11 protein-coding genes are annotated in these 16,609 nt (G+C 71.3%); 8 read left to right on the top strand and 3 right to left on the bottom strand.

Annotation, left to right across the window (positions count from 1 at the left end):
- Window positions 1-85: 85 nt before the first annotated feature.
- Entirely contained in the window at window positions 86-472 is a 387-nt protein-coding gene (locus MXD59_RS14185; RefSeq protein WP_248825221.1) for a hypothetical protein, read from the top strand.
- Window positions 473-1,787: 1,315 nt separating this feature from the next.
- A complete protein-coding gene (locus MXD59_RS14180; RefSeq protein WP_283096896.1) occupies window positions 1,788-2,648 on the top strand; it encodes a CE1 family esterase in 861 nt (286 codons plus the stop codon).
- On the opposite strand, the gene MXD59_RS14175 is transcribed toward MXD59_RS14180, so the two are convergent.
- Window positions 2,637-3,170 (bottom strand): toll/interleukin-1 receptor domain-containing protein, encoded by a 534-nt coding sequence (locus MXD59_RS14175; RefSeq protein ID WP_248825220.1) that lies wholly within the window; start codon window positions 3,168-3,170, stop codon window positions 2,637-2,639. The two genes, MXD59_RS14180 and MXD59_RS14175, sit on opposite strands and share 12 nt — an antisense overlap.
- 169 nt (window positions 3,171-3,339) lie before the next feature.
- Here MXD59_RS14175 and MXD59_RS14170 point away from each other — a divergent pair, with 169 nt between their 5' ends.
- Entirely contained in the window at window positions 3,340-3,798 is a 459-nt protein-coding gene (locus MXD59_RS14170; RefSeq protein ID WP_248825219.1) for a nitroreductase family deazaflavin-dependent oxidoreductase, read from the top strand.
- Between the two features lie 121 nt (window positions 3,799-3,919).
- Here MXD59_RS14170 and MXD59_RS14165 read toward each other — a convergent pair whose 3' ends face one another.
- A complete protein-coding gene (locus tag MXD59_RS14165; protein ID WP_248825218.1) occupies window positions 3,920-8,212 on the bottom strand; it encodes a DUF3418 domain-containing protein in 4,293 nt (1,430 codons plus the stop codon).
- Window positions 8,213-9,023: 811 nt separating this feature from the next.
- Between MXD59_RS14165 and MXD59_RS14160 the strand changes: the two genes are divergently transcribed.
- Together MXD59_RS14160 and MXD59_RS14155 are read left to right on the top strand one after the other, a co-directional pair.
- A complete protein-coding gene (locus MXD59_RS14160) occupies window positions 9,024-9,182 on the top strand; it encodes a hypothetical protein (RefSeq protein ID WP_248825217.1) in 159 nt (52 codons plus the stop codon).
- Window positions 9,179-11,770 (top strand): ATP-binding protein, encoded by a 2,592-nt coding sequence (locus MXD59_RS14155; RefSeq protein ID WP_248825216.1) that lies wholly within the window; start codon window positions 9,179-9,181, stop codon window positions 11,768-11,770. Before MXD59_RS14160 ends, MXD59_RS14155 begins: the two co-directional genes overlap by 4 nt.
- A 103-nt stretch (window positions 11,771-11,873) precedes the next feature.
- Here MXD59_RS14155 and MXD59_RS14150 read toward each other — a convergent pair whose 3' ends face one another.
- Window positions 11,874-12,740 carry a Sco1979 family transcriptional regulator gene (locus MXD59_RS14150; RefSeq protein WP_248812012.1) on the bottom strand — a complete coding sequence of 289 codons (867 nt, stop codon included), beginning with the start codon at window positions 12,738-12,740 and terminating at the stop codon, window positions 11,874-11,876.
- Window positions 12,741-14,244: 1,504 nt separating this feature from the next.
- On the opposite strand from MXD59_RS14150, the gene MXD59_RS14145 reads away from it, so the two are divergent.
- From MXD59_RS14145 to MXD59_RS14135, 3 genes are all read left to right on the top strand, one after another.
- Complete coding sequence (locus MXD59_RS14145) at window positions 14,245-14,481, top strand: DUF397 domain-containing protein (RefSeq protein WP_163547925.1); 237 nt, start codon at window positions 14,245-14,247, stop codon at window positions 14,479-14,481.
- A gap of 230 nt (window positions 14,482-14,711) precedes the next feature.
- Complete coding sequence (locus MXD59_RS14140; RefSeq protein ID WP_248825215.1) at window positions 14,712-15,479, top strand: hypothetical protein; 768 nt, start codon at window positions 14,712-14,714, stop codon at window positions 15,477-15,479.
- 544 nt (window positions 15,480-16,023) lie between these two features.
- Window positions 16,024-16,581, top strand: coding sequence for a GlcG/HbpS family heme-binding protein (locus MXD59_RS14135; protein WP_248825214.1), 558 nt, complete (start codon window positions 16,024-16,026; stop codon window positions 16,579-16,581).
- The last annotated feature ends 28 nt before the right edge of the window (window positions 16,582-16,609 follow it).

The raw sequence follows: 16,609 nt of genomic DNA, 5'->3' as shown, positions 1-16,609 counted from the left end.
TCGCGCCGCGAAACGGGAACCCGCCAGAAGCTCACGCCCACAGCGGCGTAGCAGGCTGGAATCTCCACCCTTCAGGGCGGAGAGGATGTCAAGTCGAGCGCGCTACGTCCTGGCCGAGAACGCCCGGGTTGACGCGGTCGTCGCGGCCCTGACCGGCAACGATCCCGAGACCGCCGGACGGCTGCTGGTCGAGGGGCATCGTGGCCTGCGCGACGAGTTCGAGGTGTCCGGCCCCGAGCTGGACGCGGCGGTCGAGGCGGCCATCGCCGCCCCCGGCTGCTACGGCGCCCGGATGACCGGCGGTGGTTTCGCCGGATGTGCGATCGCCCTCGTCGACCGCACCCAGGTGGATGCCTTCGGCTCGACGTTCCGTCCCGCCTACACCGCACGGACCGGACGTCGCGCAGTCCTCCACATCTGCGCGGCCTCCGACGGCACCTCCATCACCACTCTCGACCTCGCGACCTCGTGACTTTCGGGTGTGGCGTACCGAGTGCTCGCCGTTGCCGAGGTATATGCGAGGGCGCGCCGAGGGTTTTTCGGGAAATGGGCCACTTGATTACCGAACAACCCTCGGCATGAGCTGGAGCGGGCCGCGCCGGTCGCCTTCTTCGTTGCGGAGCTTGGTTCTCGGTCGCGTCGGGTGAGTGGTGGAGTGCGAAGGTCGGCTTCGGACGACCGCATCGCCGAGGTTCAGGCGATTCTGCTGAGCTTGGCGAAGGATCTGGAGCCGATCCTTTTCACTGGACCCCGGCAGATTCGATCAAGGACCTTTGTGGCCCGCGTGAAAGGGGCGGGGGAAACGCCATCGGCGATAGGGGCCGAATGGCGTCGGCGGCGAGGGATGGGTGTTGCCAATGGTAATGGGTTGGGTGCTTGTGGCGACGGCTGCAGCCGGGGTGGACGGAGGCGGCTGGAGGTGGCCGGGATCGGTGGGGAGGGGAGGGACGGAGGCGGATGGAGGGGCGGGATCGCGGGGGACGGAGGGCCGGGATCGCGGGGGACGGAGCGGCGGGTGCGAGGGGGAGGCGGGGGAGTGCGGTCCGTCCCGGAATGGGTGGGTGGGTGTCTGCGGGTGGGGCGCATACGGCACGGTCGGGCACGTTCGGTCGGGTGTTCTGGGGGGTCGGGGCGGGCTGGATCATCCCCTGGTGTGCTGTTCTAGCCCCTATAGGAGTTCTTGAGGCTAAGCGGCTAACATTGCCGCTCTGACCGGGCGGAGACGAGGAGTTGAGACGCCAGTGTCCGTGCGGGGTGGGGAGCGCGGCCGGGGCTGGAGCGGTACCTGGGGGCGGTCTGGGGGGCGAGGCCGTCTTGCTCGGGTCGTCGCGCTCGCGCTCGCGGTCGCTGCCAGCCTCGTCGGGGCCTTCCTGGCGACCGTGCCGTCGGCCTCGTCCACGCCGGCCGGTTCGGCGCTGGTCGCCCCCGAGCCGTTCGACCCCGGCCCGCCGACCGCCGTCGCAGCCACGCCGGTCGGCGCCGGTACCTCCGGCGCGTCCCCGGCAGTGCATGCCCCGGCCGCGCCTACCCGATCCACCCAGGCTGATCCCCGGGCATCCCTACCGGCCGGCACCTCCGCCGCCACCGGGAGATCGCCCGCCGCCACGAATCCGGCGGGGGTCGCTCTGGGGGCGGCCGCCTCGGGAACTGGTGCCGCCTCAGAAAGTGGTGCCCCGGGCGGCGCCGGTCCGGGAACTACCGGGAAAGCCACGGGCACGCGGGACTCGGTGCGGCGGTTGGCGTCCGGGCGAACATATGAGCTGCATACAAACGTTGTGGTGACGCCGATGTACCGGGGCGGTGCGCGGCCCCTGGTGATTATGTTGCACGGACTGCTGAACAACGCCGAGACGTTGCGGCAGGCCTCGAGCGCTGACAGTTTTGCCGATAGCCACGACTTCGCGGTCGCGTATGGGGTGGGCGTCCACGAGGCGTGGAATGCCGGCGGATGCTGTGGGAATGTGCTGACCGATGACGTCGCGTATGTTCGGCAGATCGTGGCGGACGCCGCTCGGGTGACGCCGGTCGACCGGTCCAGGATCTACGTCTGGGGTTTCTCCAACGGTGGGATGCTCGCCGCGCGCATCGCCTGCGACGCGCCGGATCTCGTCGCCGCCGTCGGGATGGTCGGCGGTCAGGCTCTGGTGTCCTGTCCGGAGGTGCCGGTGCGGCTCGTGCACATCCACGGGACGGCGGACACGACCGTGCCCTGGCGCGGCGGCTGGTCCAGCTATCTGACGATGTTCCTGCCCGACGGTGAGACCGAGTCGACCCACTTCGCGCCGGGTTCGACGATCCGTCACGTCCTGTGGGACGGCGGGCACAGCTGGCCGTGGTGGGCCATCGGCGCCCTGTGGGACTTCTCCGCCCCGCTCTCCCTGGACGACGCGACCTCCGCCCCGGCGACGACGGCCGCGGCGACGACGGCCACAGCAGCCGCGACGGGTGCGACGGGTATGACGGCCGGGACGGGTGCGACGGCCACTGCGGCCTCCGCATCAGCTACGACCTCGGCACCCGCCACGACGGCGGTCTCGGTGCCGGTCTCGGTGCCGGTCTCGGTGCCGGTGCCGGCGGAGGCGGTGGCATCCGGTGCGGTGGGTGAGGCGGTGGGTGCCGAACTCGTCCGCACCGGGTCAGGCGGGTAGGTCCGGGATGTCGTGGGGGTCGCGCCGGGCGGTGCCGCCCAGGGGGAAGGGCGGGGCGGTGGTGGGCTTGGCCCGGTCACCGGTCACGGCGAGGCGGGCGGCTGACCGGAGGATGGCGTGGGCGTCGGGCGCGGGAAGGCCGAACAGGTCGATGGAGACGACCTGACCGAGCAGGCCCGGACGCGGGCAGTTCTCGACTCGGAAGACGAGCAGTTTGCGCCGCGCGCCGTCGGGATCGGCGGTCCAGGCGGCCTGCCATTCAGCCTGGCCGTAGACGGAACGGGTGTACGCCTCGGAAAGTACCGCGATGGTGCGGGCGGCCCGGCGAATGCCGTTGTGCATGCCGACGATCCAGTTCGATCCGGGGGTGAAGTCCCAGGCCTGGACGAGAATCCGGTAGCCGGCCTCCTCGAGCACCCATGAGATCCACTCCGCCCACGGCCGATCCACCTGGGTGTAGGAGACGAAGAAATCCCACTGGGTGTCGTCGTCCAGGCCGTTCGTGTTGCCCCCGATCGTCACCCGTCCAGTGTGCCAGTCAGACCCACCATGCCCCCGTCGGTTCGCGGACAGAATGGTCACGCCGGGCGATGCCTGGCGGCGAGGAGGCGCGCGAGGTCACCAGGAGTCATCGGGGGCACGCGAGGTCGGACGGTGGAATGCATCCGACCGCCGGATTGTTGTACGCACAATGACCGAAATCGACAAGGACAAACTGTCCTCCGACACCGACTCGCTGACGGACTTCAACCAGAAGATCATCGAGGAGTTTCGGGCCAACGGCGGCACGGTCAGCCAGTTTCCCGGTGGCGCTCTTGTTCTGCTGCACTCGACGGGCGCACGGTCCGGTCAGCCCCGGCTGAATCCGTTGGCACACCTGGACATCGACGGCCGGACCCTGGTCGTCGGCTCCTACCTCGGCTCCGACGTGGACCCGGCCTGGGTCCACAACCTGCGGGCCCATCCGCGGGCCCGAGTGGAGATCGGTAACGGCGGCGGTACCGACGCGCGCGACGTGGTTGCCCGCGAGCTGGCGCGCGAGGAGCGGGATGCGCTCTACCCGCGGATCGTCGCCCAGGCTCCCGTCTTCGCCGACTACCAGGCCAAGACCGATCGCGTCATCCCCATCTTCGAGCTCGTCCGAACCTGAGCCCGAGCCACCCTCGGCCGCCGACCGTCCGACCGGGAGCCAGACCCCGGTCGGACGTCGGACGTCGGACGCCGGAGATCCGGGCGGACCGTCCGGGGATCGGGCGTCCGAGGGCGCCTGGTCAGCCGAGCAGGGCGTCGATCGCGCGGTAGACGCGCTCCTCGGAGATGGGGTAGGGGGTGCGCAGGTTCTGGGCGAACAGGCTCACGCGCAGTTCCTCGATCATCCAGCGGACCCGGCGGATCTCCTCGGTCGGTTCGCGGCCGGCGGGGACGGTGGCGAGCAGTTCCCGGTAGGCCGCGGCGGCCCGGCCGACCGTCGCGATGTTGAGCCGGTCGCGGTTCGGGTCGCGGGGCAGGCGTTCGAGGCGACGTCCGATGGCGGTGAGATAACGGGTCAGGTCGGGTAGGCGGTCCGCGCCGGTGTCGGTGACGAAACCGCGATAGATCAGGCTGTCGAGGTGGGCGCGGATGTCCGCCGCCGCCGGAGCGAACGCCGCGGCCCGCACCTCGCGCAGACCGCCCTCGACGGTGTGCGCCAGAGCCAGGACCTCCTGCACCTCGCGGACCACGGTGAACGCCCCGTCCGGCAGACCGGCGCGGACGGCGGCGAGCAGTGCGGTGAAACCGGCCTCGTCCCAGGCGGGGCCGCCGGCGGCGGCGATCAGCCGGTCACAGGCGGCGCGGACACAGTCCTCGAGCAGGTCGGCGGCGTCGCGGTGCGGGTTGTGCGAAAGCGCGAGCTTGGCCGCGTTCGACAGCCGGCCGTTGAGCCCACGCATCGGGGACGGCACCCCGAGCAGCACGAGCCGCCGGGTGCCGGACCACATGGTGGTGCGCTGCTCGGCCTCGGTGTCGGTGGCCCGCACGGCGACGGTGTCCCCCTCGTCCACCAGTGCGGGATAGCCGCGCACGATGTGCCCGCCGCGACGCAGCTCCACCACCTTCGGCAACGTGCCAACGCCGGTCCAGCCGCGCAGACCACGGCGTTCGATGCCGTCGGCGGCCGCCGCCACCGCGGCCCGGGTCCGCGGCCGCAGTTTCGCCTTGATCGCGTCAAGGTCCTTGCCTTCGGCGAGCACCTCCCCTCGCGCGCCCTCGACCCGGAACGTGACACGCAGATGATCGGGGACGGCGGTCAGCGTCCAGACGTCCCGGGGGATCTCCGGACCGCCCATCCGACGCAGTTCATGTTCGACGGCCACCAGCAGCGACGCCCCGCCCGACGGCGAGATGTGTTCGAGCACCGCCCGCGCGTAGTTCGGCGCCGGGACGAAACTGCGCCGGACCACCTTCGGCAGCGCCCTGATCAGCGCCGTCACCAGCTCCTCGCGCAGCCCCGGCACCCCCCAGGTGAACGGTTCGGCGTCGACCTGGTTGAGCACGGCGAGCGGGACGTGCACGGTCACCCCGTCGGCGGCCGAGCCCGGTTCGAACTGGTAGGTCAACGGCAGGGTGACCGCGCCGACCTGCCAGACATCCGGATACGCCTCCTCGGTGATGTTGCCGGCGCTGGAGGACACCAGCAGCGAGAGCGAGAAGTCGAGCTGACGTGGATCCTCGCGGCGGGCCCGACGCCACCAGGCATCGAAATGCCGCACGGACACCACGTCGGCGGGCACCCGCTCGGCGTAGAACGCGAAAAGGGTCTCGTCGTCGACGACGATGCCGCGTCGACGCGCCCGATGTTCGAGCTCCTCGGCGTCGGCGAGTAGCCGCTGGTTGTGCGCGAAGAACTCGTGCCGGGTCTGCCAGTCGCCCTCGACCAGCGCATGGCGGATGAACATCTCCCGGCACAGCACCGGATCGATCTCGCTGTACCGCACCGGCCGGCCGGTGACGATCGGCACCCCGTACAACGTGACCCGCTCGTCGGCGAGCACCGCCCCCTGCCGGCGGGACCAGTGCGGCTCCCCGTAGGTGCGCCGCACCAGATGCGCCGCCAGCGGCTCCACCCAGTCCGGATCGACGCGTGCCGCGGTCCGACCCCACAGCCTGGACGTCTCGACCAGTTCCGCCGCCATCACCCAGGCCGGCGGGCCCGCCGACCGCTGCTGAGCCTGGGCCTTGCCCTGGCCCTGGGTCTGCTCGTCGCCCGGATCGTCGGCCGGCTGCCTGGTCGCCTCGGTGCCGACGCGGGCGCCTCGACGGGCCAGCGCCGAACCCGGCCACAGCATGAACCGTCCGCCCCGGGCACCGGCGTAGTCGCGGCGCTCGGGGTCGTAGCGGCCAAGATGCGACAGCATGCCGGTGAGCAGCGCCCGGTGCACGGCCACCGGATCGGCCGCTGGCCCGTCCGGATCGCCAAGGTCGAGTTTCAGCCCCCGCGCGACGGCGGAGAGCTGCCCGTGGACGTCCTGCCACTCGCGGACCCGCAGGTAGTTGAGGAACTCGGTGCGGCACATCCGCCGGAACTGGTTCGCCGAACGTTCCCCGCGGGCGTCCCGCAGATACCGCCACAGGTTCAGATAGGCCAGGAAGTCCGACGTCGGATCGGCGAAGCGAGCGTGCCGTTCGTCGGCGGCCTGCTGATGCTCCACCGGCCGTTCCCGCGGATCCTGGATGGCCAGCGCCGACGCGATCACCAGCACCTCGCGCAGGCAACCCTGCTCATCCCCGGCCAGCACCATCCGCGCCAGCCGCGGATCCACCGGAATCTGCGCGAGGCGCCGCCCCAACGCGGTCAGCTGCCGCCGTCCCTCCGATGGGCGTCCGCGTCCAGCTTCGTGGTGGGGCCCGGGTTCGGGGCTGGCCTTGGGTTCGGGGCTGGCCTTGGGTTCGGGGCTGGCCTTGGGTTCGGGGCTGGCGTTGGGTTCGGGGCTGGGTTTTGGTTCGGCCTCGGGGGTCGGGACGGCGAAGGCGCCGAGCTCGGTGAGCAGCAGCTCGCCGTCATGGATCTGCCGAGAGTCCGGTGGGTCGAGGAAGCCGAAGGTGGCGACGTCGCCGAGCCCGAGATCGGCCATCCGCAGCAGCACCGACGCCAGGTTCGTCCGCAGGATCTCCGGGTCGGTGAACTCCGGTCGCGTCTCGAAGTCCGACTCGCTGTACAGCCGGATGCAGATGCCGTCCGCGGTGCGGCCACAACGGCCCTTGCGCTGGTTCGCCGACGCCTGCGACACCGGCTCGATCGGCAGCCGCTGCACCTTCGTGCGCGCGCTGTACCTGGAGATGCGGGCGTTGCCGGGATCGATGACGTACCGAATGCCAGGCACCGTCAGCGATGTCTCCGCCACGTTCGTCGCCAGCACCACCCGCCGGCCGGTGTGCGGTTCGAACACCCGATGCTGCTCGCCGGCCGACAACCGTGCGTACAACGGCACGATCTCCGTGTGCGGACGGTCCTGCCGGGACAGCGCCTCGGTCGTGTCGCGGATCTCCCGCTCCCCGGACAGGAACACCAGGATGTCGCCCGGACCCTCGGCGAACAGCTCGTCCACCGCGTCGCTGATCGCCTGCGTCTGGTCCCGTTCCGGCGACCGCGCCCGACCCTCGGAGCGGGCGCCACCACCCGCGTTTCTGGCCGGACCACCGCTTCGGTCGCCGCCTGGGCCGCCGCCGTTCGGGTCGCTGTCCGCGTCGCCGTCCGGGTCGTCCTCCGGGGCATAGTCGGGGAGCAGCGGTCGGTAACGGACCTCGACCGGGTAGGTCCGTCCGGAGACCTCGATGACCGGGGCGCCGCCGAAGTGGGCGGAGAAGCGGTCCGTCTCGATCGTCGCCGACGTGATGATGACCTTCAGGTCCGGACGGCGCGGCAGCAGCGAGCGCAGATAGCCGAGAATGAAGTCGATGTTGAGGCTGCGCTCGTGCGCCTCGTCGATGATGAGCGTGTCGTAGCGACGCAGGGCGCGGTCCGAGGAGATCTCGGCGAGCAGAATGCCATCCGTCATCAGTTTGACGAGGGTCTCGTCGTGCACCTGATCGGTGAACCTCGTCTGGAAACCCACGACCCCACCGCCGGTGGACGGTGCCGCCGTACCGAGTTCCTCGGCGATCCGGTCGGCCACCGTACGCGCGGCGATCCGGCGTGGCTGGGTGTGCCCGATCATGCCGAGTACGCCGCGGCCGAGCTCCAGGCAGATCTTCGGGATCTGCGTGGTCTTCCCCGACCCCGTCTCCCCGGCCACGATGACCACCTGATGGTCACGGATCGCGGCCAGGATCTCGTCCCGGCGCTGCGTCACCGGAAGAGCCTCGGGGTAACTGATCGTCGGCACCCGCTGCCGGCGCCGCTCCACCCGGGCGGCCGCCCGTTCCACATCGGCCGCGATCGCGGCCAGCACCCGCTGACGGGACGCCGCGTCCCGCGTCCGCCGGCTGTCCGCGAGGCGCCGCCCCAGCCGGTGCGCGTCCCGCGGCGCCAACTGCGCCAACCGCGCCGTCAACTCCGCCACCCGCACCGCCGGCTGCGACTCCACCGGCGGCGCGTCCGGCGCACCGTCATCCGGCGCACCGTCATCCGGCGCACCGTCATCCGGTGTCCGTGCGTCCGGTGTCCGCGGGTCCGGTGTCCGTGCGTTGCGGGACTGCGCACGCCGAGTCCGCGCAGGCCGGTTCCGCGGTTGCTCCGTGCGGGCTTCCCGGGCGTGCGGCCCGCGCGTCGTCTGCGCGTCAGGCGACTGGGGGTCGTGGGGTGGGGCATCCGCAGCCCGCGGATCGGACGGTTCTGGCCCTGCCGCCGCGGTTGCTGCCGAGCCGCTGGATGGGGGACCGGACGGCGAAGCATTCACGGACGGTCCCTCCTCACGTCATCAAGCCTAGGGCATCACGGGCACCAACCGTCCCACCGCACGGCCTGCCCACCCCAGATGTCCGAGCCGTCCAGCCGCCGCGTCCGGCCAGGCGTCGGCCAGGCCGCCCAGGCTTCGGGCCTCGGCCTGGGCCGGCCACCCCTCGGCAGCCGACCGTGGCCTGGGTGTTGGCCGCCACCGACCACGAACCGCTGGCCGTTTCCGACCGCCAGCGGTCCGTGACTGGATGTGGGACGCGGATGGGCGCGGTGCGCGGGACGGGCGGGAAGTTGTCCCGGACCCGGGCCCGTCGGCGCGACCGGCTGCGGTCGGGTTGTAACCTTCGAGAAGATTTCCGGGTGGAAACCCCGACGCGATTCTGGCGGAAGGTGACGAGACGGCCACGATTTTGGGGGGCTCGGGCTCCCTCGGGGGAAAGTCGGGCGGTCGAGCCGTCCGCCGGGTTCGATGACCGGCGCGGCCACTGACGGGCTGGTCGGTGCTGCGGGCGAGTGGGCTGGCGTCCATCGCCCCGACGGTGGGGTGGCCGGTTCGGGTGCTGCCCGAGGTGCGGCCGGCGGCAGCGGTGGCGGTGATGCTGGTGATGGCGGCCGGGGTGGGGGGCGTGACGTCGGCGTGGGTGGCGGCGTCGGGATGACCGAGTCGGCGTTCGGTGCGGCGGCGTTGGAGCTGGGTCGGGCCTCGGAGCGGGTCGGCCGGGCGCATCGGGCACTTGACCGGGTCATGACCAGCGTGCTTGTCGCGTTGCGGGCCGTGGCGCTCGCACTCACCGTGTTCTACCTGGTCGTCTGGGACTGGTACTGGGATCATCCGCTGGCGGCGGGTGTGCTCTGCTGCACCGCGGTGTGGCACGTGGTCTTCTGCCTGGCGGGGTTGCGGTGGGGGGTCGGGCGGGCCCTGGCGGCGGTGGGCGTCGCCCTCGCGCTGCCGTTGAGTATCGCCGCGGGAGTTCTGCTCCCCGGCGATTCGATCGGGGACAGCGGGAACTTCGTGTTCCTCGCGGTCGTCAACGCCGCCGTCACGGCCGTCTGGGCCTTTCCGCGCAGGATCGCCGCCGCGGCGGTGCTGGGGCTCGCCGCCGGTGCGCTGGTGGGGGGGTGGGGCCACAGCCCGCAGGTCATCGCGCAGTTGGCGTTGTTGGTCGTCGCGCCGGGGCTGCTGGGGATGTCGATCGGCCGCCTACGCCAGATCGCGCGGACAGCCGATCGACGTTGGGCGAACGTCGTGGCCCGCCATCGCGGGGAGGCGGTGGTGCTCGCGGTCGCCCGGGACCGCCGTGAGCGCGAGCGTGTCATTCACGACACGGTGCTCAACACCCTGACCGGCCTGGCCTGGGGCGGCGGCCGGGATGTGGCGCTGGCCCAGCGCCGCTGCGAGCAGAGCCTCGTCGCTGTGCAGGACCTGCTGGGCCCCGGCGGCGACGGCGGTCCCGCCCTGGCCGAACGTCTCGCCGAAGTCGTCGCCGAAGCGGTCGGACGGGGCATGGTCGTCGAGTTCGTCGACGGACCGCCTCGCGGCCCCGCGACGTCCGGTGACGCTGGCGGCAACGATCGTGGTGGTGCGCAGGTGGGCGGTGAGCCGCCGGGTGTGGTCGTCGCGGCGTTCGCCGGGGCGACCCGGGAGGCGCTGGCGAACGCCGAGCGGCACGCCGGGTCAAGGTACGCGTGGGTGGTTCTGGATGGCGGTCCGGACGAGATCACCGTGCGGGTGCGCGACATCGGCCGGGGGTTCGATCCTGACCTGGTCGACTCCGCGCGGCTGGGGTTGCGTCACTCCATCATCGGTCGTCTGGAGGATGTCGCCGGCACCGTGAAGATCATCTCGTCCCGCGGGTATGGCACGACGGTCGAGTTGCGGTGGCGCACACCGCGCATCGTCTCCGACCATGATCCCGGTGGTGGCTCGTTGCGAGACGGCCTGCTCAGCGGTGGGCTGCTCGGCGGTCGGCTGTTCAGCCGTGGGCTGCCCCGTGGTGGGCGGGCTGGTGGTGGGACGGCTGGCGGTGGGCGTCCGACCGGGTTCGTGTCGGACCGGCGGAACGTGGCGGCGATCGCCGCTGATCTTGGGGCTGAGTACTCGGCGGGGCTGCGTCGGGCGGTGGGCAACGTCGCGGCCGCCTGGCTGGTTCTGATGCTCGCGCCGCTGGTGGGGACGCTTGGCTGGGTACGTGAGCCGCTGGTGGGTGTGGGGCTGTGGGTGGTGCTCGCCGGGGTCGTCGCGGTGGCGAGGGTACTGGTGCGCCGCCGGCCGCTGTCGGGACCCGAGACGCTGCTGCTGCTCGCGGTCGGCGGCGGGATCTGCGTGGCCGGCGTGCGCAACACCGTGGGCGCGGACGTCGTGCGCATCGCCAACTGGCCGCTGGTGGTACTGCCCCTGCTGCTCGCGTTCGTCACCGCGTCCCGTCCGGCCAGGGAGTGGACGGCGGCGCTGCTCGGTGCGGTCGTGCTCGTCACCGGGCTGGTGCTGATCCGGGACGGGAACAACCCGCTGGTGATCGCCCGGCTGGGTTCGGTCGTCTACGGTTGCTGCGCGGTGCAGATCATCACCGCGATGCTGGGGCCGCTGCTGCGCCGGACCGCCATGGACACCGCGCACATGCACGCCGCCGAGGCCGAACTCGCCGCGAGCGCCGACTCGTCGGCGATGATCCGCCGCGAGCGCCTGGCCTGGTTGCGCACCGTCGAACGGGACGTCCTGCCGCTGCTGTCCGACGTCGCCGACGGACGGCGTGACCCCTCCGCTGCCAGTGTGCGCAGCGCCAGCGCGGCCCGGGCGGCGGCGATCCGACGGATGCTCACCGGCGGCGGGCCGTCCTCGGCACTGGCCGATCTTGATCCGGTGCTCGCGGACGCCGAGAGCGCGGGGATCAGCGTCGAGATCCAACGGTCCGGGGATCTGCGTACCGCCCCCGTGCCGGTGCGGGCGGCGCTGGCCGACCTGGTCGGCGAGGTGCTGGCGGCCGCCGCAAGCGGCCCGGCGATCGTGACGGTGATGTGGTCGCCGGCCGGTGGCAGCGTCTACGTCACCATGCCCTGGCCGGATGACCTGGCCCTGCCCGGCGCGGTCCTCGGCGCCGCGGTGGCCACCAACATCCTGTCCGGGGACGCATCCGCACGGTCCGCGCATGTGTCGGTGCCCGCGGGTGAGACGGCGGCACGGGTCGGGGTGGAGGTCGAGGTCGAGGATCGCTGGCTGAGCCTCGAACTCACCTGGCCCTGCGCCTGACCCACCGGCCCGCCGACGGGGCGGCGGCGGGCCGCCGCGAGCCCGGAGCTCGGAGCCAGTACCCCTGGCCCGAGCCGCGGCGCTGGTCCTCCGCGCGCTGGTCCTACAGGCTGGCGACGACCTGGCGGAGCAGGTCGGGGGTCTCGGCCGGGGTCGTGCTGTCGACGCTGAGGCGGTTGTAGACCTCCATGTACCGGTCGACCTCCTCGCGCTTGTCGAGGTAGGACGAACCGGTGAGCTGCTCGAGGTACACGACGTCGGGCAGGTCCATCTCCGGGAAACGCAGGATGGTGAAGGCACCGCCTTCGGCCGCGTGACCGCCGAAGGAGAACGGCATGACCTGCAGTGTGAGGTTCGGCAGGTCGCCGAGCTCGATCAGGTGCTCGAGCTGACCGCGCATCACCTTCGGACCGCCGATCGGCCGGTGCAGGGCTGCCTCGTCGACCACCACCCACAGGCGTGGTGGATTTGTGCGGTACAGCAGCTTCTGTCGGTTCATCCGTACACTGACTCGTCGCTCGACGACATCGCTCGGCAGCGCGTTGCCACCACCGTTGATGATGGCGCGGGCGTAGTCCTCGCTCTGGAGCAGGCCCGGAATGAACTGCACCTCGTACGTACGGATTAGCTGAGCCGACTCCTCGAGCCCGACGTACGGCTGGAACCAGTTCGGCAGGACGTCATTGAAGTTCTGCCACCAGCCGGCCGAGTTCGCTTCCCGGACGAGCGCGAGCAAAGGTGCTCGATCCGCTTCCTCCGTGACCTGATAGAAGGTCAGTAGATCGGCCACGTCGCGTTCTTTGAAGCTGACGCGGCCCAGCTCCATCCGGCTGATCTTCGACTCCGACGCCCGGATGTGGTATCCGGCCGTCTCTCGGCTGATGCCCTTCTCCTCGCGAAGTCGACGGAGCTGAGAGCCGAGCAGGATCCGACGTACCGTCGGTCCACTTCCCGGCTGAGCTGTCGTCACGGTCGGCCCCCTCGCCATCGGTCAACGCAAGAGTATGACATCTGATCTTCTTGATCCGGTTGTGTCTCTGGTTCTCATGCCTGATCGACAGTCGCTTGTTTAGCGTGGTGAGTGTTATTTGTATACTCGCTCACGGAGAGTATGTGAGATGGGTGTCCGTCCGCCGCGTCGGATGGCCCGATTGGTGTGGGCTGACGGGCGAGATCGTGGCACGCTGTGATGCGGGACATCCGTTCTGTTTCTTTGCAGCACATGAGCGTGGGTGAGGGTGGGGCCCCGCGTGTTCACGCCACCGTGGTGACGCTGCGTTGCTCGTCGTCACCTTCCGCCTCCGTTGCCGTCCGAGATCATCTGCGCACGTCTGTCTTCGGTGTCGTGTGCCTGCCGACGCCGCGCTGGGCGACCCGATGTCTGATTGCACCTGACGTTGCGGGCGACGGGAGCGCCCGCCGGCACGCTCGGGTAGCTCGATCCCGGTAGGTCCCGCGCCCCGATCGCCCCCGGATCGACGTCCGGGGTGGTCGGCCCAGGTCGGAGTTCTGTGCGGAGATGGGCTGTTGGTCCCGGTCTGGGGGCCGCCCGGGTGGAAATGTGGGTCTGGGGCGCGTCCGGCGAGGGATCTGATCGTGCGATTACGCACCCCGTGGATTGCTGGTGGGCCCTCGTTGCTTTGGCTGTCACGTCGAGGTCGGCTCGCCCGCTGCGCCCTGGTGCCCGCGGGTGCGGGTGTGGGTCGCGGTGCGGGCATGGCTGGTCCGAACGTCCTTGTCTCTCGTGTAGTCCCCCGTTGGTGCCGTGCGCGGCCCGAATGTGGACACCCCCCGGGCCCCTCGCACGCGTTTTCCCCAAGGTGAAGATCAATATGGGGATTTGCCGCATCTGGGGCGAATTGCAAGCTGCCCCATGGCTCGATTCCCTCACTTTACGGATTTCGTCGGCGATTCGATGCCTTGTCGGGCGTGGCCCGGTCGGGCGGCACCGAGTCGGAGGTCGGGGGAGTCGGAGGTCGGGCTGGGCGGGGCTGGGGTCGGGTGGGGCGGGGCTGGGGTCGGGTGGGGCTGGGTCGTCCGGGCTGGAGATCGTCCGGTGTCGGGGTGTGGTCGGCCGAGCGGGTGACGGCTCGAGGGCGGCCCTCAATGATCATGTCATGTGATGGTTTGCAGGGACATTGGACGACATCAGGTGGCATGGCGAATGATCGTGCACTATGTGCCCGCCCTCGGGCGTCTGCATGGGTGCGATGCTCCCCGCCGATCGCACGTGAGGTCGTCGCGCGCACACGCCTCCCGCTTGATGCACGTGCACCCGCCCGTGCTGTATCGTGAGCCGAAGTTCGTGCAGGCGCACACGCGACGAGTTCGTGGGGTTGCAGTGGGGCACCCCGTCGCAGTGGCAGGCGAAGCCGGTCCGCAGCCGCGGCGTGGCCCAGCCGAGGTGTCGTGGGCGGACCGCGTGGGGTGAGGGCTCGCTGTCGTGCGCTGCCCTGGGGCGTGGGGAGAAACGCGTGAGCAAGATCTACAGCGGCATGCCAGCGACTGCGCTCGAGCGCGTGACCTGGCAGAAGAGCCGTCGGAGCAACTCCCAGGGCAACTGCGTCGAGATGGCGAAGCTGCCTGGCGACGAGGTGGCCGTGCGTAACTCCCGTCATCCCAACGGGCCCGCCCTGGTCTATACCAGGGCCGAGATAGAGGCCCTGATACTTGGGGCCAAGGACGGCGACTTCGACAACCTCCTCCAGTAGTCCGCGCCGCCATGTCCCCGCTGACCTCGGTTGTCCCTGCCCTGCCGGCACGCCCGCACGCGGCGATGACGGCCCGCCCGGGTACCGATACGCCCTCGATCTCGTCTTCGCCCTCGTCCTTCGGTCCGCCGGAGCCGTTGCGGCCGGACCTGTCCGTGCGACGACCACCGGCCGACCTGCGCTCGGCCGTCGCGTTCGCGTGCCTGCCTGCGTCCCGGACCGGAGACAGCATGCCCCCGCCTGCCGCAGAACGGATCTTCAACTCCGGTGACCTTCCGTCGCTCTCGCTGCCCGGAGCGGACGGACTGATCACCTGCCGGTGGCTGCGCGCGGCCGTCACCGGCCCCACTACTGCCGTCACCGAGGTCGATGCCCGGGTCACCGGCGCCCCGGTCAACCTCGGCCTCGGTGACGGTGATCGCAGCGACGACCGACGTCACGCCCAGGTGGGCTTCGTGCTCGTCGAGCCGGCCTGGCTCGTGCGGGCCGCGGCCGAGCGTGTCCGCGCGCCGGGAATCGACGCGGTCGTGCTGCACGCGCATCCAAGCCCCCCGGGGCGCAGCGCGCTCGCCCTCGCGTTCGCCTCCCACCTGCGCAACGTCCTGCGTGGGCCGGCGACCGGTACCGACCCGTGGCTGGCCAACAACGTCGTAACCTCGGGTCTGCGTCCGGACCTGCGCGGCCTGCGGGACCTGGTCCGGGTGCCACACCTGGTGACGATCACGGACGGCACGGGTGCGGTGGCCGACACGATCGTCTGGGAGATCATGACCGGGGCCCAGTTCGAGGCCTGGCTTGACGGCGCCCCACGGCCGGACCAGAAGGCCATCGAGGCGCATCTGCCCGGCCTGCTGCGGCTGCGCGGCCTGCAACGACTCGGACGCCTCGATCATCGCTTCGCCGGTGTGCTCGCGGACATGCCCGGTGGCGGTCCGCTGACGACCCGGCTGATCCACTGCTTCCCGCGGTTGGTGCTTCCGCTGGCCGCCGCCGCCTGATCGGACCGGGCCCGATCGGGCCGCGGTCGCCGGCCGCCGGCGGTGAGCCCACCCACATCGCCCTCCACCCGTCCGGGCCAGCGATGCCCCCGGCGGGCCAGTAGCCGGATGGGGCGATCGGGCCGTGCCGTCGAGCCGACGGACGGCCATGGCCCGGTCGGCGGGTGTCGGCCAGGTGGTGCCAGGGTGGTGGGGGAGAGCCGCTGGGGGCGCCCGAGCGGTCACCGCCGGCCCGTTGGAGCAGTGCGGATCGCCCCATGACCTGCCCGCCGACAGCGCCGCGGCGAGCGTGTAGCGATATGGGTGCTTTCTGCGATCGGAGTGCGGTGATCGTCCCGTGGGGGCCTGCCGGCACCGGTCCCGTCCGGCCGGGCGGGGGCGGCCTGGCCAGCGCGGGGCTTTGTGTGTCCTTCTGTGTCCCGTCGCCCACATGGGGAACCCGCGTACGCAACGGTTGTTGTGCGGCGCGCCTTCCACCACCGGACGGTCGTTGTGGGCCTATGGTCAGGCGCACCGGAACGCCGCTTTATGGGGAGAGTCGCGGATGACCGTATCGCTCGAGGATGCCCGTCGGATCATCGCCGCCGGGGAAAGGTATGCGATTCACCTCGGCCAACCGGTTAACATCGCCGTCGTCGATCACGCCGGGATTCTGGTGGCCCACGTCCGGATGGACAACGCCCGGCTACGGACCGCCGACATCTCCGTCGACCGGGCCTGCGCGGCGCGGGCATCGGCGCTGCCCGCGGTGCCGGCGCGCCTGGTGCACCATGGCGGTGACGACGGCCCGGCGGAGTGGTCCGCCGTGGGGATCGACGCCGATCCCGGCGACGTCGACCTCGATCTGGACCGCGGCGGCGGCGCTGGCCGGGTGTTCGCCGACCACGACCGTGATCATGATCTCGGTCGCGGGCCGGGTGGCCGGGGGCTCGAGGGTGGGCTGGTCCGGCATCGGCCGGCGTTCACCCGACCGATCAGTTCGGGGCTCACCGGCGCCGTTCCGCTGTGGCGCGACGGCCTGGTGGTCGGCGCGGTAGGTGTCAGCGGCGGGCCGACCCCGCACGACGAGGCGATCGCCCGCGCCGCCGCCGCCGCATACTGAGCAATCTCACAAGTTGCCCAATACATGG

Source organism: Frankia umida, from assembly GCF_023242945.1.
Lineage (GTDB): Bacteria > Actinomycetota > Actinomycetes > Frankiales > Frankiaceae > Frankia > Frankia umida.
The sequence above is the reverse complement of the archived record's forward strand: the minus strand, read 5'-3'. Positions and strand labels throughout refer to the sequence as shown.